This is a genomic window from Nostoc sp. DSM 114159, from assembly GCF_053470285.1.
This window is the reverse complement of sequence record NZ_JBPFEH010000001.1, coordinates 1,985,452-2,010,080: the sequence shown is the minus strand read 5'-3', so window position 1 is coordinate 2,010,080 and position 24,629 is coordinate 1,985,452. Positions and strand designations below refer to the sequence as shown.

General features: G+C 42.1%; 20 protein-coding genes. 7 read left to right on the top strand and 13 right to left on the bottom strand.

Going from position 1 to position 24,629, the window contains the following annotated elements; all coding sequences use genetic code 11:
- Nucleotides 1-96: 96 nt before the first annotated feature.
- Nucleotides 97-951, top strand: coding sequence for a bifunctional class I SAM-dependent methyltransferase/HIT family protein (locus ACR5KR_RS08110; RefSeq protein WP_448266118.1), 855 nt, complete (start codon nucleotides 97-99; stop codon nucleotides 949-951).
- 283 nt (nucleotides 952-1,234) lie between these two features.
- Here ACR5KR_RS08110 and ACR5KR_RS08105 read toward each other — a convergent pair whose 3' ends face one another.
- Entirely contained in the window at nucleotides 1,235-2,884 is a 1,650-nt protein-coding gene (locus tag ACR5KR_RS08105) for a PRC-barrel domain-containing protein (protein WP_448266117.1), read from the bottom strand.
- 18 nt (nucleotides 2,885-2,902) lie between these two features.
- Nucleotides 2,903-3,100 carry a hypothetical protein gene (locus ACR5KR_RS08100; protein ID WP_448266116.1) on the bottom strand — a complete coding sequence of 66 codons (198 nt, stop codon included), beginning with the start codon at nucleotides 3,098-3,100 and terminating at the stop codon, nucleotides 2,903-2,905.
- 839 nt (nucleotides 3,101-3,939) lie between these two features.
- On the opposite strand from ACR5KR_RS08100, the gene serA reads away from it, so the two are divergent.
- The 4 genes from serA to ACR5KR_RS08080 all read left to right on the top strand — a co-directional run bounded on the left by serA (nucleotide 3,940) and on the right by ACR5KR_RS08080 (nucleotide 8,612).
- On the top strand, nucleotides 3,940-5,520 hold the full coding sequence (serA, locus tag ACR5KR_RS08095; RefSeq protein WP_445627000.1) for a phosphoglycerate dehydrogenase: 1,581 nt from the start codon (nucleotides 3,940-3,942) through the stop codon (nucleotides 5,518-5,520).
- 209 nt (nucleotides 5,521-5,729) lie between these two features.
- Nucleotides 5,730-6,650, top strand: coding sequence for a 50S ribosomal protein L11 methyltransferase (gene prmA / locus ACR5KR_RS08090; RefSeq protein ID WP_448266115.1), 921 nt, complete (start codon nucleotides 5,730-5,732; stop codon nucleotides 6,648-6,650).
- Nucleotides 6,651-6,762: 112 nt separating this feature from the next.
- Nucleotides 6,763-8,040 carry a hypothetical protein gene (locus tag ACR5KR_RS08085; protein WP_448266114.1) on the top strand — a complete coding sequence of 426 codons (1,278 nt, stop codon included), beginning with the start codon at nucleotides 6,763-6,765 and terminating at the stop codon, nucleotides 8,038-8,040.
- Between the two features lie 302 nt (nucleotides 8,041-8,342).
- On the top strand, nucleotides 8,343-8,612 hold the full coding sequence (locus ACR5KR_RS08080) for a hypothetical protein (RefSeq protein WP_448270126.1): 270 nt from the start codon (nucleotides 8,343-8,345) through the stop codon (nucleotides 8,610-8,612).
- Between the two features lie 166 nt (nucleotides 8,613-8,778).
- Here ACR5KR_RS08080 and ACR5KR_RS08075 read toward each other — a convergent pair whose 3' ends face one another.
- The 10 genes from ACR5KR_RS08075 to ACR5KR_RS08030 form a co-directional block, all read right to left on the bottom strand.
- Nucleotides 8,779-9,978, bottom strand: coding sequence for a DUF4159 domain-containing protein (locus tag ACR5KR_RS08075; protein ID WP_445627003.1), 1,200 nt, complete (start codon nucleotides 9,976-9,978; stop codon nucleotides 8,779-8,781).
- A 140-nt stretch (nucleotides 9,979-10,118) separates the two neighbouring features.
- Complete coding sequence (locus ACR5KR_RS08070) at nucleotides 10,119-11,150, bottom strand: phage tail protein (RefSeq protein WP_448266112.1); 1,032 nt, start codon at nucleotides 11,148-11,150, stop codon at nucleotides 10,119-10,121.
- Nucleotides 11,151-11,333: 183 nt separating this feature from the next.
- Complete coding sequence (locus tag ACR5KR_RS08065) at nucleotides 11,334-13,529, bottom strand: putative baseplate assembly protein (protein WP_448266111.1); 2,196 nt, start codon at nucleotides 13,527-13,529, stop codon at nucleotides 11,334-11,336.
- A 99-nt stretch (nucleotides 13,530-13,628) separates the two neighbouring features.
- The gene (locus ACR5KR_RS08060) at nucleotides 13,629-14,042 is read right to left on the bottom strand and encodes a GPW/gp25 family protein (protein WP_448266110.1); all 414 of its coding nucleotides are present in this window, start codon (nucleotides 14,040-14,042) and stop codon (nucleotides 13,629-13,631) included.
- A 555-nt stretch (nucleotides 14,043-14,597) separates the two neighbouring features.
- Nucleotides 14,598-15,095 (bottom strand): PAAR domain-containing protein, encoded by a 498-nt coding sequence (locus ACR5KR_RS08055; RefSeq protein WP_448266109.1) that lies wholly within the window; start codon nucleotides 15,093-15,095, stop codon nucleotides 14,598-14,600.
- A gap of 28 nt (nucleotides 15,096-15,123) precedes the next feature.
- Nucleotides 15,124-16,857, bottom strand: coding sequence for a VgrG-related protein (locus tag ACR5KR_RS08050; RefSeq protein ID WP_448266108.1), 1,734 nt, complete (start codon nucleotides 16,855-16,857; stop codon nucleotides 15,124-15,126).
- 227 nt (nucleotides 16,858-17,084) lie between these two features.
- On the bottom strand, nucleotides 17,085-17,648 hold the full coding sequence (locus tag ACR5KR_RS08045) for a CIS tube protein (protein WP_448266107.1): 564 nt from the start codon (nucleotides 17,646-17,648) through the stop codon (nucleotides 17,085-17,087).
- 38 nt (nucleotides 17,649-17,686) lie between these two features.
- Nucleotides 17,687-21,163, bottom strand: a complete 3,477-nt coding sequence (locus tag ACR5KR_RS08040) for a hypothetical protein (protein ID WP_448266106.1) — start codon at nucleotides 21,161-21,163, stop codon at nucleotides 17,687-17,689.
- A 23-nt stretch (nucleotides 21,164-21,186) separates the two neighbouring features.
- Complete coding sequence (locus ACR5KR_RS08035; protein WP_292725611.1) at nucleotides 21,187-21,711, bottom strand: phage tail protein; 525 nt, start codon at nucleotides 21,709-21,711, stop codon at nucleotides 21,187-21,189.
- Nucleotides 21,711-21,950 carry a hypothetical protein gene (locus ACR5KR_RS08030; protein ID WP_445627012.1) on the bottom strand — a complete coding sequence of 80 codons (240 nt, stop codon included), beginning with the start codon at nucleotides 21,948-21,950 and terminating at the stop codon, nucleotides 21,711-21,713. The genes ACR5KR_RS08035 and ACR5KR_RS08030 overlap by 1 nt, the downstream gene beginning before the upstream one ends.
- A 191-nt stretch (nucleotides 21,951-22,141) precedes the next feature.
- Here ACR5KR_RS08030 and ACR5KR_RS08025 point away from each other — a divergent pair, with 191 nt between their 5' ends.
- The gene (locus ACR5KR_RS08025) at nucleotides 22,142-24,055 is read left to right on the top strand and encodes an eCIS core domain-containing protein (RefSeq protein ID WP_448266105.1); all 1,914 of its coding nucleotides are present in this window, start codon (nucleotides 22,142-22,144) and stop codon (nucleotides 24,053-24,055) included.
- Nucleotides 24,056-24,180: 125 nt separating this feature from the next.
- Here the strand turns inward: ACR5KR_RS08025 and ACR5KR_RS08020 are convergent, their stop codons facing one another.
- A complete protein-coding gene (locus ACR5KR_RS08020; protein ID WP_448266104.1) occupies nucleotides 24,181-24,357 on the bottom strand; it encodes a hypothetical protein in 177 nt (58 codons plus the stop codon).
- A gap of 99 nt (nucleotides 24,358-24,456) precedes the next feature.
- On the opposite strand from ACR5KR_RS08020, the gene ACR5KR_RS08015 reads away from it, so the two are divergent.
- Nucleotides 24,457-24,588 (top strand): hypothetical protein, encoded by a 132-nt coding sequence (locus ACR5KR_RS08015; protein WP_448266102.1) that lies wholly within the window; start codon nucleotides 24,457-24,459, stop codon nucleotides 24,586-24,588.
- The last annotated feature ends 41 nt before the right edge of the window (nucleotides 24,589-24,629 follow it).

Here is a 24,629-nt window from a genome sequence, read left to right as displayed (position 1 = left end):
CCCTGATTCGACTTTGAATAGCCCGTTGTAGACATCGCATAACCTAACAAATGCTGGGAATAATAATTTTGGTACATCAGCACCAAAATTCATTCTATGAAACAGCAAAAAAATCAGTTCAGCCATCTTACTGCGATTGAAAGAAGTTATTTATCATTTCCGGCACAGTTTTTATTAAATCAAAATCTTCTCCAAGGTAAAATATTAGACTTTGGTTGTGGCTTTGGTAATGATGTTAGAATATTGCGCCAAAAAGGTTGTGATATTACAGGCTATGACCCTTATTATTTTCCAGAATATCCTGATAATAAATTTGATACCATAATTTGCTTTTATGTTTTAAATGTTTTATTTGCCGAAGAACAAACTAATGTCTTAATGGAAGTATCACATTTATTAAAACCAGGAGGCAAAGCTTATTATGCTGTAAGAAGGGATATCAAAAGAGAAGGATTTCGAGAACATTATGTTCACAAAAAGCCTACTTATCAGTGTATTGCAAGACTTCCCTTTACTTCAATTTGCTTAGATGAATATCGAGAAATATATGAGTATGTTCACTATAATCATCAGCGAAATTCATCTAACTATTGCATATTCTGTAATCCTCATAAAAATCTAAAATTATTAACTGAATCAGCAACAGCTTATGCTATTTTTGATGGCTATCCAATAAGTAAAGGTCATGTTTTAGTTATTCCCAAACTTCATGTTAGCAATTATTTTGAACTTCCATTAAAAGAGCAATCTGCTTGCTGGTTTATGGCGAACAAAGTCCAAGAAATTATCAAAGCAGAATTTGAACCTGATGGTTTTAATGTAGGAATGAATATCAATCGCTCTGCTGGTCAAAATATTATGCACGCCAGTATTCATATCATCCCTCGCTACAAAGGTGATACTGTCTCTGCTAAAAGTGGAATCAGGAACGTTATTCCTAAAAAACAATAGTTTTTCTGTAATAATTCAGGATTCAAAATTATGCTGTAATTTAACCGCTTTCAAGTGATTATAAAAATTCCTAAAACATCATGACTTGCTCAAATTTCTCTCATTAGATTGAGAGCATCTCTTAAATCCTTTGCGATCGCAATCTCTATCCCAGGAAAAATGCATGTGATGTAGAAATTTTATTGCGATCGCACAAATCAGTCGTTAGCGCATATTTTTGTTCTACCTAACTTGCTCGCACACGATAAATAACCATCTTGACCTGATTATTTTATGGCCAAAGTCACAAGATCGATTTGGATTCAAGTTGCGATCGCCTATTACCATGATGTACTAAGGCCGCCGTTCCATGTTCTGAAGCACGTGACTCTTTGTCAGAGATTTGTGGCTCCTTGGTATAGACCGAACTTAGTAAGATATTCAAAACTCCACTTGTTTCAGCTTGACTGACGGCGCGATGTGTAATCAATTCACCTACATTCAATATCACGTTGTCTTCTGGGTCAAGAATGACACGGGTAACTGGACGACCCAATGCTTGTTCAATCCGTTGATTTTTCATTGCCCGTCTGCTGCGTTCTTGTAACTTTTCTGCCTGCGCTTTCAAAGCTTGCCAGAAAGTGTTGAGGTTCTCTTGAGCGATGCTTACTCGATCGTCCAGTTGAACTTTGTTTTCTAACCATCTGTCACTTGCAGTAGAACGGACTGCGGTTGCCAGATTCAGACCGACAGCGTTCAGTAATTCTGCTTCTTTACCGTAAATCTGAGCGCGATCGAGAAGGGATTCTGTCACAATCTGCCCAGATGCGGCAATAATTAAGCCATCGTCAGTACGCACTGTTCGCAGGACTCTGCGCCCTCTTGCCTGCTGGATCGCTACATTTGCTGCCAAGGAATCAACTGAGTGACGCAGACTAGCGGCGCTGCTCTGAGTTACGCTGCCAATTCGATTGCTAACAGATTCTGTTGCTGCTTGTAAATTGCGGCTGATGTTGGCAGTCAGACTGCCACCCGTGGCTCGATAGAGTTCATCAAGGATACCCAGGCGATCGGCCGCTTCTGCATTGACTAGGGTGACTTCTTGACCTTTTAGTAGCAGTACATTCCCATCTGGAGTCAGCACATCGCACTGGACACACTTGCCAATCACATATAGCTTTTGTTCGGCAGGATCGACCAAATTGTTTGTCAGGGAGGCAATTGCATCTCGATTGAAGTCTTGTAGTTTGCTGCTAGTAGCATCAGTTGCGGCAAGGAATTGCTCACCTGCATTCTGGCTTGCTGACTGTAGCTCTCGGTTCAGTTTCTCTACCGAGCTTTGTAGTTGCTCATTCATAGTTTGAGCTGCTGTTTGCAGTCTGCGGTTAGTACTCTGGGCCGAGTCTTGCAATTTATCTCCAGTTGCCTGAACGGCTCCTCTGATACCACCAACCTGTTCTTCCATCAATTGAGCAATTTCTGGAGGTACAAAAGCAACATCATCACCAATTTTCAGTGTTTCGCTAGCAGGAACGAATGATCGCCCCGAATAAGCATCGGCAAATACACCGCCAGAAACTTCGTATCCTTCCACCAGTCCACTATGCTCATCAAAGAACAAATCGACCAATCCACCGAGGTCGAGTCCCTCTGTAGTTAGAATTCTCTTTTTTCTCAACACGATATTCTGGTGCAGAATCTCTTTAATTACAGGGACACGATGTGCCTTCACAACAGATTCTTTCGAGTTAACTACGATCGCATTTGACCCGATGGCTTGTACCTCTTGTAAAGGAATCACTTTTGCGTCTCGAAACAGTCCCTTCTCTGCAACTAGAAAACCCAAAAGTTGATTGCGTTCCCGATCGACAATTAAATCGATGATTCGGACAATTTTCTTACCTGTGTCGTAGGTGACGACTACTTTATCGAGAATATCACTACCTTTAAGCATTATATATCCCTGGTCTTTTTATTGATTTGGTTGTTGAATTATTTGTTCGTTAGTCGCCCGAAACTTCAGTTGAAAATATCGTCCTTCTCGTCCAAAGCCGGGAACTATATCAATCACACCAAAGTATTCGGAAAGTACCCCAAATATGGCGAGCAGAATGATTAAGCTGGTGATATTCGCTCCAGTATGAGAGCGTTGTCCTACTAATCTAGGCATTTGTTCTTTTATTTATTGTTGTTTTCTAGGGCTAACCTTACTGAAAAAATAATACAAAGCTGTTGATATATTTTTATCTACGATTTGCATTGATTAAGTTTAATCTTTAGGAATAAAAAAACAAAAATTACTAGTTCTAAAGATAGCTACAATCCTGTTTGCCTTCAATCTTTTGGAAGTAACTATTTTTAGATCATTGAGCTTTATTCATTTTCAATAGAACATCAAACTACTCAGAAAGCTTTCACGACTTCCTTAGACTCTTGCACAAATATTTTATGGTAAGATGGAGGTTTTATTAGAAAGCTAATGGTAATATGCGATACCAACAAATCAAAAGCCGATCGGTTGGTGAATTTAAACGCCTGTTTGGGATAAAAGTTGCAATATTTTGCTTTGACTAAGGGATACCACTTGTGGTATTTAGAAATAGCCAAGATTTGATAGATATAATAGTTACTCGCTCGTTTGGTGGTTGTCTATAGCATTGCCCGATCTAAAATTGCAGCCCAGTCAAGAATACAGGCATTTTTACCCCACTCAGAAAGTTGCTTCAGCCGATAAAATTTTGGTAACTCTTAACTATTAATAAATATATCGGTGCTTAGTGCTATTCATGCTTTATATTTAGCGACAGGATGATGCAAATAGCCACTCACCTTCAAATACTTAGGAGGCAGTATCCACCAAAAGCAACTCATGCTTTGATACCACCACCAGATAGTGTAAGTTAAGGTTAAGTCGATATTCAAACGAATAATTTTTGCTCAATTGCGACAGATAAAGACTAAACTAAAAAGTCTTGTGCAGCAAAACCTGTAGCTTTAAATGAAGTAATCATGTCTAAGGTTCTTGTCTCTGATTCGATTGACCAAGCTGGAATTGACATTCTTTCGCAAGTTGCAACTGTTGATGTCAAACTAGGTCTAAAACCAGCAGAACTGATCGCAATTATTGGTGAGTATGACGCGCTGATGATTCGGTCTGGTACGCGCGTTACTCAAGAAATCATTGAAGCCGGCACTCAGCTAAAAATCATCGGTCGTGCTGGTGTGGGTGTGGATAATGTGGATGTTCCTGCTGCCACCCGCCGGGGAATTGTCGTAGTCAATTCTCCAGAGGGAAATACAATAGCCGCTGCCGAACACGCGCTAGCAATGATTTTGGCTTTGTCTCGCCATATCCCCGATGCTAATGCTTCGGTAAAACGCGGTGCGTGGGATCGCAATAGCTTTGTCGGCGCGGAAGTCTACAAAAAAACTCTCGGCGTTGTCGGTTTGGGTAAAATTGGCTCCCATGTTGCGGCGGTAGCTAAGACAATGGGAATGAAACTCCTAGCTTACGACCCTTTTATTTCTACAGAACGAGCCGAACAGCTTGGCTGTCAGTTGGTGGAACTAGATTTACTCTTCCAGCAAGCAGACTATATCACCCTCCACATTCCAAAAACCCCAGAAACTACCCACTTAATCAATGCCACAACTCTGGCAAAAATGAAACCGACAGCCCGGATTATCAACTGCGCTCGTGGTGGGATCATTGATGAAGTAGCTTTAGCAGCAGCTTTGAAAGCGGGTAAAATTGGCGGTGCAGCCTTGGATGTGTTCGAGTCAGAACCACTGGGTGAATCGGAATTGCGATCGCTAGGTAAAGAAATCATCCTCACTCCCCACTTGGGAGCCTCTACCACAGAAGCTCAAGTGAATGTGGCCATTGATGTTGCCGAACAAATTCGCGATGTCCTTTTAGGACTACCAGCACGTTCAGCCGTCAACATTCCCGGACTCGGCCCCGATGTGTTGGAAGAACTCAAACCCTATATGCAACTAGCAGAAACTCTCGGTAATCTAGTAGGACAACTAGCTGGTGGAAGGGTAGAAGTACTGAATATTCGACTACAAGGGGAACTCGCGACCAATAAAAGTCAGCCTTTAATCGTCGCTGCCCTCAAAGGACTACTTTACCAAGCTTTGCGGGAACGAGTAAATTACGTAAATGCCAGCATAGAAGCCAAAGAACGCGGAATTCGGGTAATTGAAACCCGCGATGCTTCGATTAGAGACTATGCTGGTACACTGCATCTAGAAGCCACAGGTACTTTAGGTACTCATTCTGTCACAGGTGCTTTGTTGGGTGAGCGGGAAATCCACCTCACCGACGTTGACGGTTTCCCGATTAACGTCCCACCTAGCAAATATATGTTGTTTACCCTGCACCGCGATATGCCAGGGATTATCGGCAAACTTGGTTCCCTACTCGGCAGTTTTAATGTGAATATTGCCAGTATGCAAGTAGGTCGTAAAATCGTCCGTGGCGATGCGGTAATGGCTCTGAGTATAGATGATCCTTTACCAGAGGGCATTTTGAATGAGATTATAAAAGTCCCTGGTATTCGGGACGCGTATACAGTAACACTTTAATTTTGGATTGCGGATTTTGGTGAGGTAGCCCCCGTCTTGGCGGTTCCCGTCGATAGCGCAGCGTTAGCGAGTCATCGAGCGTCTGGGGGACTGCCGAACCCGAAGGGATTTTGGATTGGTAATGGCTAATTGCTCATTGTTTTTCGCATTGGTCATTAACCGTTACTTAGTCCCTAATCTAAAATCTAAAATCTAAAATTTAAAATTATATGGCAAACACCTGGTGGGAACTAAATATTTTATGTGAACCAGACCTAGAAGATACGATCTTTTGGCGACTGGAAGATTTTGGCTGTCGTGGTACGGCTAGTGAAAACAAAGGAAATTCATCTTTAGTCAGGGCTTATCTGCCGACAATTCAAACACAGCTTTTAGATTTAGCAGCGCTGTCGCTATGGCTGCGTCAAGATGCGCTCTGTGTAGGAGTTTCATCTCCTTCTTTGCAATGGCAGTTAATTGATGAGGAAGATTGGGCGACTAGCTGGAAACAATATTGGCATCCACAAGAAATAGGCGATCGCTTCCTAATTAACCCAGCTTGGCTACCATTACCAGAAACAATCGAACGATTAGTAATTCGCCTCGATCCTGGTGTAGCATTTGGTACAGGTAATCATGCGACCACCCAGCTATGTTTGGAATCCCTGGAAATGCGGCTGAGTGGAGTTCCGCAGTCCTTTGTGGGTAATAGTGGCAAACACGAACATTTGGTAATTGCGGATATTGGCTGTGGTTCTGGTATCCTTTCCATTGGGGCGCTGTTATTGGGTGCTGAGAAAGTTTATGCAGTGGATACTGACCCTTTAGCGGTGCAATCAACTATCAGTAATGGTACGCTGAATCATATTAGCCCAGAACGTTTACTGCCTGCACAAGGAAGTGTAGACGTTTTGAAAAAATTAATTGAAAGCCCAGTGGATGGTATTGTCTGCAATATTTTGGCTCATGTGATTATTGAATTGCTTCCAGAAATGAGTGCGATCGCTAAACCTGAAACTTGGGCAATTTTCAGTGGTATTTTACTAGAACAATCTAAAGCTGTTGCTGACGCTTTAGAAGAAAATGGCTGGGTTGTCGCTACCCTGTGGAAACGCAAAGAATGGTGTTGCTTGAATGTACGGCGTTCTTAACCCAGTAGAAATTATCGCAATCCGCAGATCCCCGACTTATTTAAGAAGTCGGGGATCTTTAAGTAAGTGACATAATATATAGATTACCCACTATTGACTTTTAAAACTAGCGATGAAAGAACGGCTACAAATCCACAAAAAAGCTGACTCATCCGCTTATTCGTCAGAGCAAAGTCAGTTGCAATCGCATTTATTAACTACCCACTCTCAACTTGGCTCCAACAAGCCTATAGTACAGGCAAAGGTAGAAAATCAGAAATTTCAACAATATCAGTTTGAGGCAACGAAACTCCAAATACAAGCCAAGCATGGCACGATCGCGCCAGAGGGACAAGAGCGACTCACTGTGTTGCAAACAAAGATGAATGAGTCTTTGCAGCAAGGCAAGGAACACTCTTTGCAGTTTGGTCATAACTTGAGCAAAATGGCGATAAAACGTGTTGATAGCGTGTCAATAGGAGAAATACAGCCAAAACTGACTATTGGTCAATCAGAAGATCGATACGAACAAGAGGCGGATAGTGTCGCTACTTCTGTAGTCAACCAAATTAATCGATCTCCTCTGCAAAACCAGGACGCACAGCAGACAATACCAGCTAATCAGAACGAACAAGCAAAGTCTGAAGAAATATTAGCAGCAAATAAGTCAGCAGATAAAAAACAAAAATTTTTACAAGAATATTCACTAGCCAAAACACTAGTCAATGGTATAGATGACACATTGCCACAAGATAAAATACTGGAACAACTTTTCAAAAACTTTGTAAATATCCAATTTCAATACACAATGGTAAGCAAGAGTCCAGAAACGCTCTTAAAAGGCTCTCCAGAAGGAGATTGTCAGACATTAGCTCGTGCTTTTAAAAAAGTTGCAGAAGAATATTTTGGCATTGAAAAAATCACAATTGAAAGTATCGCCAAACCTTTTTTGAGTGAAGCTGGAGCTACGCCATACCAAGGTAAAAAACCTAATTGTGATGATGGAAAACGATGGTTTTTCCAAAACCATTATTGGGCTAGCTGGAATGGAAAAATTTATGATGTTTTATTCCTTAGCAATAAACGAACCGAAGCTGATATGGCAAAACAGGTGCAACCACTCACATCAATGTTGATGCCTGAACAAGAATACTATCAAACAGAAAAAGGAAAAATTGTATATCCAATTGTTAATAAGTATTCTACTGTAGAGGTGACAATTTTTGAAAAACTGAAAAACTTTGTTAATAATCTCGGTCAGTTTTTCTCCAACAGTATGAGTACGATAATTAATAAAATTCGGTCTTTATTTGCCCAAAGTGGAAACAATACTAGTGGTTTTGATTCTCTCATGAGAGAACTCGAACATGACAAAAATAATAGTGCGATCGCAAATAACCAGACTCAATAATTCCAACTTTATATTGTAGGTGGAAATTGCTTAAAAATGTTGGCATCTATTTCAATACGATCAAAGCAATGTCCAAACAACTAACTGTCACTGCTTCCTTTGGATAATGAAGTGTGTAGGTTTACACTTCGACCCAACTCTTGGAGACAGTACGCGTAGCTTGCTTCCCCGTAGCGGTACGACAAAGCTCAGGGCAACGCAAGCTCTGTTACCACCGCAGGCATCGCTATCTTTGGTTTCAGAAATAATGGTGGGAAATGATGCAGAATCAAGATATCCACAATCAATCTTCCAGTGCCCCCATGACCACTATTAAGGAACAACTCATTGCTGCGATCGAAACCGCTCCAGAATCGATTCTAGAGGAAACTCTCGACTATCTCGAATATCTCAAAACCAGAAAAAATAGCTCTGGTATTAAACCAGCAAGTGCCATTATCCAAGATGGGGAACCAATACTGCGTGGCTCCAAAGCTAAAGATTTGCTGAAATTTGCTGGTACCTGGCAAGGTGAGGACTTTGAAAAATGTCTCCAGTCTGTTTATGACACCCGCTCGCAGGCTGAATTCTGATGTATCTGCTTGACACTAATCACTGTAGTCGCATCATCTTCGGTGAACCCAATCTCATCCAACAGCAGTCTCAACGGACAATGATTTCCAACGTATTCACCAGATTCACCCTTTCGCTTTAGAGTCTTGGGTTTGAACAGCAATATCCAGCTTACTAACTTGCCTTTCACCACTGCCCTGAATTATCTTCCTGTTGCAATCCAATTAACTGTCGCCGCTTCCAAGCATAGTGAAGAATATTAATCCCTAATTCCTGAGCTGTCCGAATGGTCAATCTGGGTAAACTCAAATCTCTATCCAGCCCCCAAGCAGTTGCTAAATCTCCAATGGCTAAAATAATTCCTCCACCAATTAAAAGTTTAATTTGTTGTTGATTAACCATTGGTAAAGCAGCAAATAAGAAAGGTTTTGTCCTTAAAGGATGACTCCGTTGCAATTCTTCTAAAGGTCTTAAAGGACTCTCTAATTGTTGTGCCAAAGCTTGAGTACTCTCAATTAGAGGATTAGCATTTGTTGGCGCATCAACAAAAAGTACACCACCTAAATTTAAATAATTTTTGAGGGATTCAAATTCGAGACTATTTAAAGAGATAGCCTGTCCACCTGTGAGATAAAGGATGTCATAGTCTTGGATGTTTTCTGCTAAAGAAACCTGACCTGGTTCATCAGCCCCCCGCAAACTTGGGTAGAGAGGTTCTACTGCTTGTAATAAATATGAAAGGCTGAAAAAATTACGCGCACATTCAGGATCGCTATGAGTCGCCTGCGCCATACATACAAGTGCTTGAGGACGCATTTGTGCCTGACGACGATAACGCAAATCAATATTATTATATCCAGGGAAAAAAGCATCCGCAGGTTGGGTAATGTCAGTATGTCCTGGTTGTAAGAGTATTCGACATATTTCTATTTCTGAACTGGCTGGTGTAGAGTTTATTTGGTCAATTCGATAAGTTTCTTGAACAATATCTCTTTGTTGTCCGCGCCGCAATTCATCAGGGTCTACATAGCTAACTACTAAGTAGATCATGAGCGGTTCAGAACTTACTACTTCTAAATCGATCGGAAAATCATAAGAAGTCGGTACAACAATTAGATTACCTGCTAAATCAATTGCAATCCCAGGTTGAATTTGTACCCAACGTCCATCTCGATATCTAGCTTCAACTTGGCTTGGGGCAGTTACATCTCGCACGCCTAAACCGCAGACAATTCCAGGTTGATTTAAACTTTGATATTGAGCATTTTGCCGATTCCGGTGATATTCATGGGCTGTGCGCCAGCGTTCCGCATTGATTAGTAAGCCGTCTGCGGCTTGCAGGCGTTCCAAGGATTTAATTGGTGGTGGTGGGAAAGGATGGGACATGGCAATTTTGGATTTTGGATTTTAGATTTTGGATTTTAGATTTTGGATTTTAGATTTTGGATTTTGGATTTTGGATTTTAGATTTTAGATTTTAGATTTTGGATTAAAAGTCTGTTTAATTTTACTGAATTACGAATTATTTAATTAGTGGGATTTTCGATAGATAATTCATAGGTGCAAAAAGCAGGTTTTTCTTGTTCGATTATTCTTTGAATAAGTTCTTCGTTGATGATGCCACTAGAAATATTTGAACGCAAACGCACTATAAAATGATATGGTTGTCCACCTGCTAAAACTGCATTTCCTAATTGTGCATCTCCGATAATGAAACTTGGGCCAAAAGGTTCTGTAATACTAATATGTTTATCAGCTTCATTTGGTAAATGTTCATCTAGCGGTAAACCAGTATAAAGATGCAAGTAGAGACGCAATCCTTTACGAGTTCCTCGCCAGCGATAAAGTTCTACGGCTCGGCGAATTAAACGCCGTTGTTGCTGGAGATCCCAAACAGAATCTACTTGCCAAGCAACCCAATGAGCCATAAAGGGCAATAATGCTTGCGGTGCTGTCAAGGGATCGAGGTTTGCCCACATGACGTTATAACTATCAACTATTGGTTGAAAAGCTTGCTCAAATATTTTCATGAAGCGACCAATAAAGTCCACTTCCCGATACAAAATTGGCAAGAATTCCATGTAGGCAGTGTAGGGACGGATATATAAATCGAAATACTCGCTTCTCTCGATTTGTTCGTTGTCTGTGCCTGGATCTATATGTAGGGTAATTAGGCTGCGAAAATTGAGTGTTAGTTTGTCTTTTTTTCCAGGGGAAATTGCTTCTTGGTCTTCAAAAAATGTGTCGGGAATTGAGAAGTGGAGAACAGCATCCATCTGTCCGCGAGGCGGTATTTCACTGCCTTCTGTACCAATTTGACACCACTGGGATGGAAAGTTTCCTTCAACGCTTAAGCTTACCCGCAAAGGACGTTGTTCTAAGTTTTGCACCTGCACAATCATCTCGCTAGGATGTCCAGGATGTAAGAGCAAACTACGTCCAGCTACATCGATGTTTTCTGCATTTGCAAATGCTAAACCTGCCGCAGGTAAAGCTTCAGGAATTTGCATTGGCGTTAATTGAATGCTTACAGCTGGACTAGAGCGACTTTGAACCATAGGATTGAGGGTTGGGGGTAAGAAGAGGCAGGGGGCAGCCCTTCGACTTCGCTCAGGGCAAGGAAGCAGGGGGGCAGGGGAGCAGAGGAGGATAGATAATTAATGACAAATGACAAATACTTCTCTACGAGAGGCTGCGCCAACGGCTTCGCTCAGTACAAGTGACAAGTGACAAATGACAAATCAACGATTAATGATTTGGATGTCGTGATTGGAACGCAGATTTGTATCAGCCCAAGAACATATCAAACCTTCCGATCCCGGATCGATCAATTGTTCTGGTGATGGTTGTCGTCGCCAATTTTCTCCTTGCTTGCGGATGGGAAATAGCAAGACAGGGCCTAAATGACGCACGCCTGGGGTTTGTTGCAGTAATGCCACAATATCTGATGTATAAACTGGTCGCCCAAATGGCCAACCTTTGCCGTCGATTCCTCCAGTTAAGGGATTTAAATATTTATACAACGATCGCCTTAAATTCCGGCGAATTTCTTCGCTGGCAAAAGGATTATTGTAGGCTGGCTCTAGAGCAATTTCTGTCTGTACCGAAACACCTACGTAATTCGGCTCTTGTAACTCTACTTGTACCCCTAATAAGCGTCTTTCATCTAAATAACTCAAAATTTGCTCTTGCAGGGCATTACTCAGGGCAAAATCTTCTGGTGTCATCCCATTGCCTTGGGCGATCGCATCTGTATTTGCATAAGGCACTACTAGCAAACTAACTATACCAGCTTGTCTGCGAGAATTTGCTGGCAAACACCGGACGCGAGCGATCGCACCTGCACCCGCCTGTTGAGTTAAAACTTCAAAATCTTCAGCAGTGACGGCGCGATCGCGCGTGCGGAGGATGCGGGGAGCCTTCATTACAGCTTGTTCCAGTGACTCAGCATCCGCCCCATTGATTGCTGGTACGCGATTGACCACACTAGTAATATATGGATATGCAGACTTCAAAAACTGAATTGCCCCAGTTTGAACATTGCCTTCTCTACCGCCGCCTGTACGATAACTAACCATCCTAATTTCTGCACCACGGGGAGGAATCGCCCCATATTGATGTTCCGACTGGTTATTTTCCAGAACTTGTACAGATGTGTCATCTAGTTGTGGTTGCTGAATTCTCGATCTTACTTGTGTTTGTTGTTTAAGTTGGCTCGGTTCCCGAATCAGCGGCCCGAATTGGACTGTACCAGTGATTGAATCGATGGTGTAATGAAAGTTATGCGGCCCAGAATCAGCAAAATCTCTCACCTCAGTCCACTTTTGCGGCAAACCACCAGCAGGAGTAACTAAAATATACTCATTTTCTCGACGTTCTAAAATTGGTGCTGTTTGTAACTGGAAAGACTGACCGGGTGTACCATCACTAATTCCCAATCGCTCGTCTTCAATCAGCGTACTATGGCTAGCCCTAACAGTACCGCCAATTGACCGCACTGCTAAACCAATAATTCGTGGCGGACGATTGTAACCAGATTCATTGGCTTCTGTAGAAATAAAGCTACAACGCAACCAGCGACCTCGGTAAGAGGTAAAATTAGCCACAGGCCAAACTTGAGGTAAATGCAGACGTACCTCTGCACCTTGAGAGGGGTTTTCACCTTCTTGGGCGATTTCATAAAAACTGAAGCCGCGAGTTTTATCATCTGATTCTTGCAATAAAACTGATTGCCAATTTTCCCCATCCCAAGCTTCCCACTTCCGGGGTGGTTGATTGGGGTTAATCCCAGCAGGAGTAGCCGCAGCCCCTTGGAAAATAATTTCTAAAACATTAGCGTCTAAAGGATCGTCAGAATTAATTGCTAAATAAAAGCAGTTACCAGGTTGGGGTTCCTCTTCAAATATCGGTTGTTCGTTACCTGTCCAGTAACCGTTAGATTGACGAGTCCAGGAAGTTGTGACTCTTTCACGCAGAGATTGGGGAATATCTTCGGTAGTTTGGGCAGTTAAGAAATGTTGGATGCGGGGTTTGCCGATAATTAGAGGAGAATCTGTACTGAAGGTAATTGCTTCTGTAGTTTCAGTGCGGATAGTTGAAGCTTCCAATCCGGCGGGAATCGTGTAGGCTTCAGGTAGTGCAGCGCTTAAATAAAAAGTTAATTCTGTGCGGGCTGGGGCGGGAGGCTGGAGACGAATACCTAGTAATTCTAAAAAAGCAACATAATTTTTTCGAGGTACTTGGTTGAATCTGAGCAACATTTGGTCAGTTAACCAAGCAAATAACTCAATGAGCGTAATTCCTGGGTCGCTGAGATTGTGGTCTGTCCATTCTGGACAGTAGCGAGGAATACGCATGATACATTCTTGCACCAAATCATCAAAGGCGCGATCGTCTAAGTTGGAAGAAGGTAATTTCGGTAAAAAATCAAAGTTCATACCAATTTTAAAAAAGAATGTGACAGATACAACCTAGAAACCGAGACGAAATTTAACTTTCTGAATTTTTAATTTTTAATTTTTAATTTTTAATTGGTATCACGATTCCTCCCCAGCTGACACCAAATAATAAGGATAAACAAAACTATAAATATCGGGGCTGTCTTTGAGTCGATAATTGATGATGATGTCCACTCTGCCACGCACTGGATCGGGATCGGTGATAACTTCATCGATAGTAATGCGTGGTTCCCAAACTTCTAAAGCTTCCAAAACATAAAGGCGGATTCGCAGTAGGGTATCGCTATTTAAAGGTGCAAACGCCAGTTCTGACAAGCGCGAACCAAAGGTAGGCCGATAAACCCGCTCACCTATTCCCGTGCGGAGGATAATCCAAATAGATTCTTTAACTTTTTGATCTTCTCGGCTAAGTTGTATCCCACCTTGCACACTTAAATGCAGTGGATAAGCCCAACCTGTTCCCAAATAGGCTCGTTGACGACCGTAAACCATATCTGGCACTTAGACAGCTGTTACATGGATATCTTCAAAGATATCGGCACAGAGGGTTTAAGCCTATTCGCCAAAGGTCGAGGTTAAGGAGGCGGGGCGCAGGGGGGCACAGGGGCAGAGGAGCAGGGGGGCAGAGGAGCAGAGGGGCAGGGGGCGAAGGGAGAATGATTTGTAACTGTAATTTGGTATAAATTAAGATTCATAGACGAGTCTTTAATACTCGCGGACGAGTCTTTGATACTCGCGGACGAGTCTTTGATACTCGCGGACGAGTCTTTAATACTCGTGGATGAGTCTTTAATACTCGTGGACGAGTCTTTGATACTCGCGGATGAGTCTTTAATACTCGTGGACGAGTCTTTAATACTCGTGGACGAGTCTTTGATACTCGTGGACGAGTCTTTGATACTCGCGGACGAGTCTTTGATACTCGCGGACAAGTCTTTAATACTCGTAGGCGCAGTATTCCCCTGCTCCCGTTCGACTACGCTCACGGCAAGCCTGCTCCCTGCTCCCTGCTCCCTGCTCCCTGCCCCCTGCCCCCTGCCTCTCCAATCAACCGCCAATCAAAACAGTGGGATTACCTTTGATAATTTTATTCGGCGGCCCTAATGCTTCTAAAACGGTGTCGCCCATGCGAGAAGCAGGCAAATTGTTAATCAGCACTGTCTGACTACCGTCAATCACAACTCCAGGGCCGTGAGGAGGGACGGGTAAAGGTGTGGCGCAATTATGAATATCAGCACCAGCAGCAGCAGCAGCGATCGCACTACCCATAGTAGCAGCTGATGTTGCCTTTGTAGTTTGTTCCGCAGCTAAGGCAGCAGGTGCCCCTGGTGTACCAGCCGCCGCTAAAGTAGCAGCCTCAGCGGCTTGGATAGCTGCATCAGAAGCGGTTTTGGCAGACTGTAAACCTGGTACTGCGGCGGCAAGCACACCCCGCCACGCAGGTAAAGACCCAATCAACACATTGGGACTACCCGGCCCTCCTGTCAAGACTGGGGGTAAGGGGTGCGCTACATTGTCAGTAATTCTTGCTGCTGGTCTACCCACGATAACCTCCTATTGTGTTAATTACGAATTAATTAAGTCGAATCAACGCACCTTTGACTGTAATCGTACCCGTGGCTGAAATGTCTATATTTCCACGAGCATCTAATGACATATTACCTGTTGATTTCACTGAAACAGATTTAGCCATATCGTCCATTTTGATTCTATGACCGCCTTTAGTTTCAATTTCTATGCACCTTTGACTATCATTGAGATATATTTTATGACCGTCTTTAGTTTCTACGCGAATCCCTGTTTTACTAGTTCCTTTATCTTCTTCAACAAACTGTAGAGTATGACCTACACGAGTTTTAATGGTGCGTAATCTTACACCGTTTGTAACTGAATCCCTTACTTTTTCCGGTGGTGCATCTTTGCCATTCCATACCCCGCCAATAACGTAGGGACGGTGGATATCGCCATGCTCAAAACCTACTAAAACTTCATCGTTTACCTCTGGTAAACAGTCAAAACCTCTATTTTGACCTGCTCCCACAGCTACAACTCTCGCCCAGTCACTTGTATGTTCTTCTGTGAGCGTGGGAAACTTCACCTTCACCCTACCCCATGCCTCTGGGTCTTTGTTATCAGTGACAATTCCCACTAATAAAGTCTCAGATGGCTGGAGACGTTTTTCTGGAGATAGAGTTGTGAATAAGCTACCAGAACGTAGTCCCCGCACGCTGAAATAAGTTTCATAAACGCGTTGACCAAAGAAATGGCGGGTTTCTGTAACATAATACTTACCACTATAGCGATCGCCCATACCCTGAAGATTAATAACCCGTCCCGGACGAATCTCAGGATTCCCTTCTGCTTTGGCATCTGCATAAACAAATTCTCCTCCCAGTTCATCACACAAAGCCTGAGCCATCGTATCTGCTTGTTTTTTACTGGCAACAGGTTTATCTACAACAATCATTTTGGGAGACTTAAGATTAGAAAATGCATTACTAGTACTACTTCCTAGCCGATTACCTGTCTCGGTTACTTGCTTCTCTTTCTTGGCTGTTCCACTAATCAATTGTTTCTTGGTATAGTCCCAAGCGCGTACTTCTACAGAACTTATCTGTTCAGCACTAGTAACACGAGTACTAAATTTATTAATATCAACTAACCATTTAAGTGATAAGGCTCCCTGAGTTTTTGGTTTGCAAAAATTTAGTTTTTCCTCTGTAATAAATAACTCAAAACCAATGCGAGCAGCCCTTTCTCGCAAAAATTCCATATTAGTTTGATTTTCTTGGAAGACATACTTATGAACTTCACCTGTTGCCTCTATATTGCCAAGCTGTATGCCTACTTCTTTAACTATTTGCTTGACTATATCGCTATCAGTTTTATTTAAAAAAGAACGATTATAACGACCTCTATGCAACCGATGAGAAATATCATAACCGCGAACAATGATATCAGCTTCAGATTTTTCATTGAAGTGAACTTCCATCGCTGTAATTTCGCCTTCAATGAGGAATTCTCCTACCTCTTCTTGGAAGTTATTATCTAGAGTTGTACTAGAAGTAAAACCCAATTTCACTTTTTTTCCAATTTTAAATAAAGGCTCATGTCGCCAAGCTTTGTTTTCTGGCCGATCGGATGCGGGAATATAGCTGTTATGGATTACTAGCGTAAACATTGCTGGTAAATGAAGGCTTTCTTCGATTGTGATTTGCAACAAATCCTTCATTAATTCAGGAGAAGCCTGTTTTCCATCTATCTGTATTTTAGGTTCGCTTAAATAAAGGCTTTTTTTTGCAGGCATAATTATTACTTTAGAAATTATGAAATGTTTAGAGCAGCTTTTAATGAGAAAGTCAATACTAATTTGTCACTTTATACCTATTTAATTAATGATTGCAACACATCCTTGGCTAAAGACGCGATTCATCGCGTCTCTACAACGGGGGAAACTCTCGCAACGCGCTGGCTCATGAATCGCCTCTCTAAAAATGGTCTATTTGTCACATTCTTTTTTCAAATTGGTATTACTTATTCTGTCTTACTCAGTGTTTGTCCTTTTTGATCTCCCGCACGAGCATCTCCTGTAGAAGTAGATTCACGTCCTCCAGGAAGGTTATTTTTATCTACTTCTTGCAAGGCTATATCTACCAGTGCTCTTACTGGTGTACCATCACTCAAAAACATATTTAAAGTGTAAGTTAAACTCGTGATCACACAATAAAAATACTCGTTTCCCCATGTAAATATATAAACAGGTGGTCGTTTATCAGTTGCTTTGCTGATAGTTTCTACGCCTTTCTTAATTTTATCTATATATTTTTTCATCACCGACTCTTTTGTTTCATAAGTATCATAAAGTAACTGTTTGAGTGTAAATTTGTAAGGTTCAACGCCAGAAAAGTTTACTTTCGGAAGTAGAGTCGTTCCTCTATTACCATCTTTGCTTTCCCACTTAACAGTCCGAGAGAAACTAATATCTGTAGGATTAAACATTAATTCAATATCTGGCGCTTCACCGTTATAAGCTACAAGTTTGGCTTTCTCAAGTTGCGGTTGACGTTTTTGAATAACAATAATTGCTGGACTTGCCATTTGAGTCTTTCTCCAAAAATTAATTCTTGAATACAAATTTACCAAGGTAATCTACCAGAGGAACCGCCATGTCGTTCTCGCTCAATTTCTATTCGTTGTCGTAATCTGCTATAAACTTCACGAGCTAGAGCTTCAAGATCGGCTGTATCATCTTCATCACCTTCTTGAGAAAATGAAGATGCGCTCTCTATCGTCTCAGTTAGTGGTGCTATTTCTCTGGATATGTCGGGTGGAGTAACTTCTCCACCATCAGTAAAGCCTCTAGGTGAAGGAAGATGTTTAGCAAAAACTTGTGGTGATTCTGAAACATAAGAAAATTCATAATTTTGGCTATTAGATTCTCCATCATTAAAATTAAAGCTCGTAAATTCATCATCATTTCCATTGAGTAAATCTTCTACACTTGACCATTGAGAAGGTGTTTTTGACCATTGGGAAGATGTCTTAGTGGGAGAATTGGCTTTGCGGAAAATCAGGGGAGGTGATGAGTATTGAGGTGAGGATTCACCTACATCAATTGTTTCATTGTGAAGGGTATGAATCTCTGGAGAATTGAGAATAGAAAGTTTCTGTTTATTAAAATTCAACCCCAAGGAAGAAGGAATTAAAGAATTGGATATCTCAGGTGAATCAGTCTCAGCACTTTTTAGCTGTAATGAAGTGTCTGGAAAAGAATCGACTTTAGTCGGAGTCTCTGGAGAAATTGTTTCTTCTGGTTCTGTGGAATTGGGTATCTGTAAACTTGGAAGGATAATATCTTGGGGTGTTCCACCCGTGTTGATGTGATGTAGTAGGGGTAGATTCTTCTGTGCATCTCTAGTATTAATCACAAACTCCCCAGGCGTAAGCATTGCAGGTACAGTATCGGAAGATGCTATCTGCTGACGATTTTCAACGCGGGAATCTGTTACGTGGCCACCAGTAGCATAACCTTTAGGCGCTGGCAAATTTTCTGCGATCGCATTTTGCTCAACTTGAGGTAGTGTGTTTACCTCATTTTGTGGGGAGGTTGGATTATCTGAGGTATCAACAAAGGTTAATATTTCAGGATTTTCTTCATTTGTTACCGCAGAGGTAAATTCTGATTCTACTATTTGTTCATTGTCAATAATTTCCCTGAAAATACTCGCAGTTTCACCAATTTCAGGCGATATGGTGGTAATTATTGGTGCTTCAACAATCTCTGGCGATATGGCGCTAATTGCTGGTATTTCAGAAATCTCTGGCGTCGCGGTAAGTGGTGCGATCGCAGTGATCGCAGTTTCATCAATCTCAGGCGATGTAGGAGTAATTATTGGTATTTCAGAAATCTCAGGTGATGTGGTAAGTGGTGCGATCGCAGTTTCACCAATCTCAGGCGATATGGCGCTAATTGGTGCTTCAACAATCTCAGGCGATGTCGGAGTAATTATTGGTATTTGAGAAATCTCTGGCGTCGCGGTAAGTGGTGCGATCGCAGTTTCACCAATCTCAGGCGATATGGCGCTAATTGCTGGTATTTCAGAAATCTCTGGTGATGTAGCGCTAATTGGTGCGATCGCAGTTTCACCAATCTCAGGCGATATGGCGCTAATTGCTGGTATTTGAGAAATCTCTGGCGTCGCGGTAAGTGGTGCGATCGCAGTTTCACCAATCTCAGGCGATATGGCGCTAATTGGTGCTTCAACAATCTCAGGTGATGTGGCGCTAATTGCTGGTATTTGAGAAATCTCTGGCGTCGCGGTAAGTGGTGCGATCGCAGTTTCACCAATCTCAGGCGATGTCGGAGTAATTATTGGTATTTCAGAAATCTCTGGCGATGTAGCGGAAAGTGGCGCGATCGCAGTTTCACCTATCTCAGGCGATGTCGGAGTAATTATTGGTATTTGAGAAATCTCTGGCGATGTGGTAAGTGGTGCGATCGCAGTTTCACCTATCTCAGGCGATATGGCGCTAATTGCTGGTGTTTCAACAATCTCTGGCGTCGCGGAAAGTGGTGCGATCGCAGTTTCACCTATCTCAGGCGATATGGCGCTAATTGCTGGTGTTTCAACAATCTCTGGCGTCGCGGAAAGTGGTGCGATCGCAGTTTCACCTATCTCAGGCGATATGGCGCTAATTGCTGGTATTTCAGAAATCTCTGGTGATGTCGCGGTAAGTGGTGCGATCGCAGTTTCACCTATCTTAGGCGATATGGCGCTAATTGCTGGTGTTTCAACAATCTCTGGCGATGTAGCGGAAAGTGGTGCGATCGCAGTTTCACCTATCTCAGGCGATATGGCGCTAATTGCTGGTGTTTCAACAATCTCTGGCGTCGCGGTAAGTGGTGCGATCGCAGTTTCACCAATTTCAGGCGATGTCGGAGTAATTATTGGTATTTGAGAAATCTCTGGCGTCGCGGTAAGTGGTGCGATCGCAGTTTCACCTATCTTAGGTGATGTCGGAGTAATTATTGGTATTTCAACAATCTCAGGTGGGACTAAAATGGGCTGACTTTCTGTAAACTCGGTATTAGTACTTTCAAGATAGCTGTCACGTTGCAGTAAAGTCAGATTTGCTGAAGCATCTAAGACATTAAGCACCATAGCAGATTGTGACTCTGAAATTACTAACGGTTCATGATTATCAGAGTTTCTGAATAAATGAGGTGTGTCTTCAATCTCGGCTGAGGTAGGTGTTAGCTGAACAGGTATACTCGCTAGAGACTCACTTGAAACACTGGAATCAATTTCTTGTTGGATTGCAATAGTTTTTTTTGCAACTGAAGACTCAGAAGTAGGTACAACAATATGCTCTACTACAATATTTTCATCATTCGCCAAAGGATGAGTTAAAGTAGTTGCATCATCAAGATCGGGTGAGGTAAGTGCTGACGGCAAAGCTAGAGAATTTTCAACGACAGCATTATCTAGTCGCAATGTGGGTATTTCCAAATTAGCCCCAACAGACAGAGGCTCATTTAATGTTAATAAGCTATCTTCATTACCATTAATAGTAACATTGCTTTGAACAAGATTCTTAGCTACAGATGATTTGACTGCTTTTTTAGATTTTGGTTTTGATTTTTTCTTAAGTGGCTTTTGAGATTTATTTATTTTTTGTGATTTAGATTTACTTTTACTTTTAAGACTTAGTTGTTGCGAGGTATCATCAATTGTTTTTTTATCAATCCGATTTGGCAGGATTTCTGGAATACTGTCTTTTACTATTTCACTAGGATTAACATGACTATTTTCTGGTAGAGCTATTGAATCAAAAAAATCAGATTCCAGTAATGGCAAATCACTATTTATATCTTGATTATCCCAACTATCCCAACCTATTAATGGTTGTATCGATGGTTCATGTTCGCGAGATAAGAAAAATTTCGAGGATGTAACTAATGGTAGTTTAGTTTGTATGGGACTAAGAAAATTACTTCGTGAATGCAGAGAATGAGACTGTTTTCTCAATACCATTCTCTCAGGATTTGATAAAGATGATATTACCCCAAGGGGCTGAATATTGTTTCCTAGTGGAGATTGAATAATTTGCATAGTTATCGTTGAGAAATAGCCAATTAGCTAGAAACGAAATATCCACTTTTTTGATTTCGTTGTACAGAAGTGCCTCCCCCTGTAGACCTTGCAACTTGTAAACCCTCATACGCTAAAGTTAATTCTTCAATGGCAACTGCCTTACCATCTGCTTGGAGTGCAGGTGTTTTCCAGGTTATTGGAATAGCACCAATCAAAGTCCAACTCATCATCGTTTCACCGGCTTGATTGAAAATCAAAATATTGACATTGCGTCGAGATGTTTTCTTCTGTTCATCAAAAACTGCATTCATCCAGTTCCAAAAACCTGGATGATCGGTAACTCCACGTTTAAGAGTGATGTCTGCAAATTCTGTATGACCTAAATAAATTCTTTGCTGATCGTTAACGCCACCTTCTTGAAAGACATTTTTCTTAATTTGAATACTTAATCCTGAACATTCCGCGAAAGATGCAGCAATAGAACTGTCTATTTCTACATAGAAACGATTAGTAGTGACATAATTTAATTCGTGAGTAATGTTGCCATTATTAGCGCCTGTAGCCATCACAACCACCTTTGGGAATTATAATTACCTAGCCTTTCCCGCTGCGATCGCAAATCTTCTAGCAAAAGTTTATATACGTGTTCTGTAAGCTGGTTCATCAGCAGTGAGTCGTTGAGATATTTACTTGCCGTTTTAGCCGCCTTGGTAGCATCAGATGCCGCCGAAACCCCAGCATAGCCAGCAGTCCCGCCAACATCTCCATCGAAGGTGAAAAAATTTTGTTGCTGTTTTGAGTCCATAAATAAAAAAACTCTCCCTAAATCCAGGCTAAAGGTAGTGCATCAGAATCAAAAGTAGCCAAAAGTCGAACTTAGTTTTTGCCTGGATTTCGACTTTGGGTGAATTGTGTTACAAGTGCGATCGCAGTACTCTAGATGTTAGTAACAGCAAAATATTCACCTAGCTACTACTTGGGCATCTGGAGAAGAAAATGAGAGAACAGGTCAGCCGAGGGAAAAAAACTACTACAGGCTTCTCAATTCCATCCCTGAAACACCCAACACGTGGCTTTGGTTTGGAGTCGTCGGCAATTTCACGCCAAGCGGTTCCTGAAATACAACCACTCCATCAACCAGTTACTCACGATATCAGTCGCATACCTCTGCGTAGTCCCCAAGCAAAACTCTCAATTAGCCAGCCGGGAGACATTTACGAACAGGAAGCTGATAGTGTCGCACAGCAGGTAATGCAAAGAATGGCGCAGCCTGTAAATCGTCAGCATATCCAACGAGAAACATTGCCAGAAGATGAAGAAGAATTGCAGATGAAACCTCTGGCAAATTCCATCACGCCTTTGGTGCAACGAGAAGCATTGCCAGAGGATGAGGAAGAAGAATTGCAAATGAAACCTCTGGACAATCGCACACTGCAACGAGAAGAAGTGCCAGAGGATGAGGAAGAATTGCAAATGAAATCTCTGGACAATCGCACACTGCAACGAGAAGAAGTGCCAGAGGATGAGGAAGAATTACAGATGAAGCCGATGGTGCAGCGTCAGGCCAAGGCTGGGATGGCTGCTACACCTGACTTGGAAGCGTCCATTAACCAAGCTAGGGGTGGCGGACAGTCGATGGCGGACGATATTCGCGAACCGATGGAAGTGGCATTTGGCGCAGATTTCAGTGGGGTAAAGGTTCACACGGATGGTCAATCTGACCAGTTGAATCGGTCAATTCAGGCGCGGGCTTTCACAACAGGACAGGATGTGTTCTTTCGTTCGGGAGAATATAATCCTGGGAGTCGGGCTGGACAGGAGTTGCTGGCACATGAGTTGACTCATGTTGTGCAGCAGAGTGGGGGGGTAGTGCAGCGATCGCCTCAGACACAGGAGGGGATACAGAATTTGAATTTTCTCTCTACTACTTCTTTACCAACACGCAGTATACAGCGTGTGATTATCCCACAAAATACGGTAGCAGGGCTAACAGCAGACTTGGATACAAATAATTTGGATGCCGCGAAATCACTCATCAATTTACTGCATGATGAAGGCAGGAGAAAATCACTAGCGGAACTGTACACCAAGATCAAACAAGCAGACACTCATAACAATAAGGAATTAATCAAGTTTATAGATGATAAGTTGAACGTAAAAACAAACATTGTTAAAGAAAATCAACCGTCAGGATTTTTTGAAAAGTCCGCCTTAATTTTCAAATATGGGAATGCAAATGCTACTAACGAAGTTGTGCAAGCCGGTTTGCGAATGTGGGTTTCTGGTGATCCGCAAAGGGGAATTAATTGGAATATGATCGGAAAGCATTTGCGCGGCAGACTTACCGAAGATGAATATAAGCAAATCGGTACGCTGAAATATATGTTAGACGATCAGAATAACAATACCACCCTTGTTAACAACTATTCACCGGCTCAAAAAATACAAGCTGGTACTCAATTACTCAATGATGCACGAAATGATATTAGAGGAGCATTAGATGCACTACCAAACCATGAGGGTATGTCTTATCGCCAAGCTGGTGTAGCAAATACTTCAGTTTATGGAGGAAGTATCAATGTAAGAGATTATATTCGAGATACGACGTTTTGGTCTACCAGTGCGCTCCGTATCACTGGGTCGGCCGGAACTTGGGGTGAGGATGGAACCACATCACATCCTAAGGTTTACTTCATCATAAATGGAACAACAGGTAAATACATTGCTAACTATTCAGGACAGGAAAAGGGTCAGCATGAGGTGCTATTTAAAGATTTAGTGACATTCCAAGTAACAAAAATTGGTAGTTTTCGCAACACATCATTTGTCCATGTTACTGAGGTCGATCCTAAGACTCTGTCGGCCGATCAAGCAATCAAAAATCCTTACACGGGAGAGAACTTGCCATAGCCAGCAACCGTTACTGTTACGATCAAGATTGTGATACTCTGCTCAATGTATGGTTCAGTTTGGCTCACAAGCAGATATTCACATGCGATGGTCGCGTACCCGCTTGCCAGAGGTGATCGCGAATCTTATCGGTTGGGTTGAGTGCGATCGCGAATCTTGTAGGGCGCGTTAACGAAGTAACGCACCAAACCGATGATTTGGTGCGTTACGGCGTAAACAACCAAATCGCCTGTCAAAATATCCAAACACGAACGCTTAACGCAGCCTAAGAGAGATTTATCCCAAATTGAATTAAACTGCAATCGCCGCTCTTGTGGAGGAGCAAGGATATCTTTGCAGGGGAAGAGAAAGTCCTTTTGATTCGGTGAAATTGGATGATTTATTTTTTGGAGTTCCCTTACTTGAAGACAAAAGTTACTTCAGGGAAGGCAGAAGTTGCTACAGAGTGCGCGAAACACCGAAACGTCTTGGCAGAAGTTAATTCCGAGAAAGCAGAAGTGCAATCGCCCGATACCATAGAATCGGGTTCTTGAAAATTTATACTTTCGATAAATTGTGTTACAAGTGCGATCGC

Coding starts and splice junctions, on each gene's coding strand:
- ACR5KR_RS08075 (WP_445627003.1), bottom strand. CDS start 9,978: ATGTCCCATCCTTTCCCACCACCACCAATTAAATCCTTGGAACGCCTG.
- serA (WP_445627000.1), top strand. CDS start 3,940: ATGTCTAAGGTTCTTGTCTCTGATTCGATTGACCAAGCTGGAATTGAC.
- prmA (WP_448266115.1), top strand. CDS start 5,730: ATGGCAAACACCTGGTGGGAACTAAATATTTTATGTGAACCAGACCTA.
- ACR5KR_RS08080 (WP_448270126.1), top strand. CDS start 8,343: ATGACCACTATTAAGGAACAACTCATTGCTGCGATCGAAACCGCTCCA.
- ACR5KR_RS08085 (WP_448266114.1), top strand. CDS start 6,763: ATGAAAGAACGGCTACAAATCCACAAAAAAGCTGACTCATCCGCTTAT.
- ACR5KR_RS08110 (WP_448266118.1), top strand. CDS start 97: ATGAAACAGCAAAAAAATCAGTTCAGCCATCTTACTGCGATTGAAAGA.
- ACR5KR_RS08065 (WP_448266111.1), bottom strand. CDS start 13,529: ATGAACTTTGATTTTTTACCGAAATTACCTTCTTCCAACTTAGACGAT.
- ACR5KR_RS08060 (WP_448266110.1), bottom strand. CDS start 14,042: ATGGTTTACGGTCGTCAACGAGCCTATTTGGGAACAGGTTGGGCTTAT.
- ACR5KR_RS08105 (WP_448266117.1), bottom strand. CDS start 2,884: ATGCTTAAAGGTAGTGATATTCTCGATAAAGTAGTCGTCACCTACGAC.
- ACR5KR_RS08030 (WP_445627012.1), bottom strand. CDS start 21,950: ATGGACTCAAAACAGCAACAAAATTTTTTCACCTTCGATGGAGATGTT.
- ACR5KR_RS08045 (WP_448266107.1), bottom strand. CDS start 17,648: ATGGCAAGTCCAGCAATTATTGTTATTCAAAAACGTCAACCGCAACTT.
- ACR5KR_RS08025 (WP_448266105.1), top strand. CDS start 22,142: ATGAGAGAACAGGTCAGCCGAGGGAAAAAAACTACTACAGGCTTCTCA.
- ACR5KR_RS08040 (WP_448266106.1), bottom strand. CDS start 21,163: ATGCAAATTATTCAATCTCCACTAGGAAACAATATTCAGCCCCTTGGG.
- ACR5KR_RS08035 (WP_292725611.1), bottom strand. CDS start 21,711: ATGGCTACAGGCGCTAATAATGGCAACATTACTCACGAATTAAATTAT.
- ACR5KR_RS08070 (WP_448266112.1), bottom strand. CDS start 11,150: ATGGTTCAAAGTCGCTCTAGTCCAGCTGTAAGCATTCAATTAACGCCA.
- ACR5KR_RS08050 (WP_448266108.1), bottom strand. CDS start 16,857: ATGCCTGCAAAAAAAAGCCTTTATTTAAGCGAACCTAAAATACAGATA.
- ACR5KR_RS08100 (WP_448266116.1), bottom strand. CDS start 3,100: ATGCCTAGATTAGTAGGACAACGCTCTCATACTGGAGCGAATATCACC.